We start from the raw sequence: 855 nt of genomic DNA on the forward strand, positions 1-855 counted from the left end.
CAATGGTATCGATAGTGATAGAGGCTTCAGGGGCGGAGGTATCCACCGTGTAAGAACGGGTGGCATCTGCCGTGGTCTCATTCCCCGCATCATCGCGGGTGATGACCGTGGCGCTGATATCGGTATTCGCCGCCAGCACGCTGCCGGGAACGTTGACACTCCAGGTCTTGCCGTCAGTATTGACGACGGTCTGGTAGGTTTCCGAACCTACCGTCACCGTCACCGCATCGCCAGCTTTGACATCATCACCGACCTGACCGGTGACATTGATGGTCTGTCCAGCTTCATCGGCGTTGATGATATCGTCACCGGCAATGGTATCGATACTAATCGACGCCTCCGGCGCACTGGTATCCACCGTGTAAGAACGGGTGGCATCTGCCGTGGTTTCGTTACCCGCATCATCGCGGGTGGTGACCGTAGCGCTGATATCGCTGTTCGCTGCCAGCACGCTGCCGGGGACATTGACGCTCCAGGTTTTACCGTCTGTATTGACGATGGTCTGGTAGGTTTCCGAACCTACCGTCACCGTGACCGCATCACCGGCTTTGACGTCGTCACCCACCTGACCAGTCACGCTGATGGTCGGTCCGGCTTCATCGGCATTGACGATATCGTCGCCGGCGATGGTATCAATCGAGATAGAAGCGTCAGGCGCGGTGGTATAGAAGGTATACGACAGCGTGGTATAGGAAGTCGTTTAATTCACAGCATCATCGAGGGTGGTGACGGTCGCACTGACGTCGCTGTTTGCCGCCAGCACGCTGCCGGGGACATTGACGCTCCAGGTCTTGCCGTCGGCATTCACCGTAGTCTGATACGTCTCGTTACCCACCGTCACCGTGACCGCATCGC

Annotated in this window: 1 protein-coding gene; it reads right to left on the reverse strand. The window is 57.7% G+C overall.

The annotated features are described in order from the left end of the window. Positions 1-682, reverse strand: a 682-nt coding sequence (locus DDT52_RS20810; RefSeq protein ID WP_345719102.1) for an Ig-like domain-containing protein, incomplete at its 3' end; no start/stop codon positions are given. Between the last annotated feature and the right edge of the window lie 173 nt (positions 683-855).

This window comes from Brenneria roseae subsp. roseae, from assembly GCF_003115845.1.
In the GTDB taxonomy this organism is placed as follows: domain Bacteria; phylum Pseudomonadota; class Gammaproteobacteria; order Enterobacterales; family Enterobacteriaceae; genus Brenneria; species Brenneria roseae.